At 57.4% G+C, this 1191-nt stretch carries 1 protein-coding gene; it reads left to right on the top strand.

Going from position 1 to position 1191, the window contains the following annotated elements:
- Positions 1-74: 74 nt before the first annotated feature.
- The gene (gene psbA, locus NW827_RS04005; RefSeq protein WP_414503363.1) at positions 75-1139 is read left to right on the top strand and encodes a photosystem II q(b) protein; all 1065 of its coding nucleotides are present in this window, start codon (positions 75-77) and stop codon (positions 1137-1139) included.
- The last annotated feature ends 52 nt before the right edge of the window (positions 1140-1191 follow it).

Below are 1191 nucleotides of genomic sequence, written 5' to 3'. Positions count from 1 at the left end.
GAGTTGACAGAACTTAATGGATGGTTTAAGGTTGGGTTGTCAATCTTCGCACTTCCGCAGGGAAGTTAGGTCTTATGACTACTGTTCTCCAACGTCGCGCAGCTAGCAACGTGTGGGAGCAGTTTTGCGAGTGGGTTACTTCCACCGACAACCGCCTTTACATTGGCTGGTTTGGGGTGTTGATGATTCCCACTCTGCTGACTGCCACCACCTGCTTCATCATTGCCTTTATTGGCGCTCCTCCAGTAGACATTGACGGCATCCGCGAGCCGGTTTCGGGTTCGCTGCTGTACGGGAACAACATCATTACTGGCGCAGTGGTGCCTTCTTCGGCGGCCATTGGGCTGCACTTTTACCCGATTTGGGAGGCGGCCTCGTTGGACGAGTGGCTGTACAACGGCGGCCCCTACCAGCTGATTGTGCTGCACTTTTTGATTGGGGTGTACTGCTACATGGGGCGCGAGTGGGAGCTGAGCTACCGCCTGGGGATGCGTCCCTGGATTGCGGTGGCCTACTCGGCGCCGGTGGCCGCGGCGACGGCGGTGTTTTTGATTTACCCGATTGGGCAGGGGTCGTTTTCGGACGGGATGCCCTTGGGGATTTCCGGGACGTTTAACTTCATGCTGGTGTTCCAGGCGGAGCACAACATTTTGATGCACCCGTTCCACCAGCTGGGCGTGGCAGGTGTGTTTGGTGGAGCGCTGTTTAGTGCGATGCACGGGTCTCTGGTGACCAGCACCCTGATTCGTGAGACTTCGGAGGAGGAGTCGCAGAACCTGGGGTACAAGTTTGGTCAGGAGGAAGAGACCTACAACATTGTGGCGGCGCACGGGTATTTTGGCCGGTTGATTTTCCGCTATGCGTCGTTCAACAACAGCCGCAGCCTGCACTTTTTCCTGGCGGCCTGGCCGGTGGTGGGGATTTGGTTTGCGGCTTTGGGCATCAGCATTATGGCGTTTAACCTGAATGGGTTTAACTTCAACCAGTCGATTGTGGACAGCAATGGTCGTGTGGTTGGGACGTGGGCGGATGTGCTCAACCGTGCCAACCTGGGGATGGAGGTGATGCACGAGCGGAATGCGCACAACTTCCCGCTGGATTTGGCGGCGGTGGAAGTGGCGCCGGCTGTTCGTGGCTAAGACCTACCCAGCCCAGTTGACCTCTACACCCCTGGCCCCGGCCAGGGGTTTT

Origin of the sequence: Synechococcus sp. H70.1 (assembly GCF_047502705.1) — a bacterium.
Classification (GTDB): Bacteria; Cyanobacteriota; Cyanobacteriia; order Thermostichales; family Thermostichaceae; genus Thermostichus.
The sequence above is the reverse complement of the archived record's forward strand: the minus strand, read 5'-3'. Positions and strand labels throughout refer to the sequence as shown.

Coding starts and splice junctions, on each gene's coding strand:
- psbA (WP_414503363.1), top strand. CDS start 75: ATGACTACTGTTCTCCAACGTCGCGCAGCTAGCAACGTGTGGGAGCAG.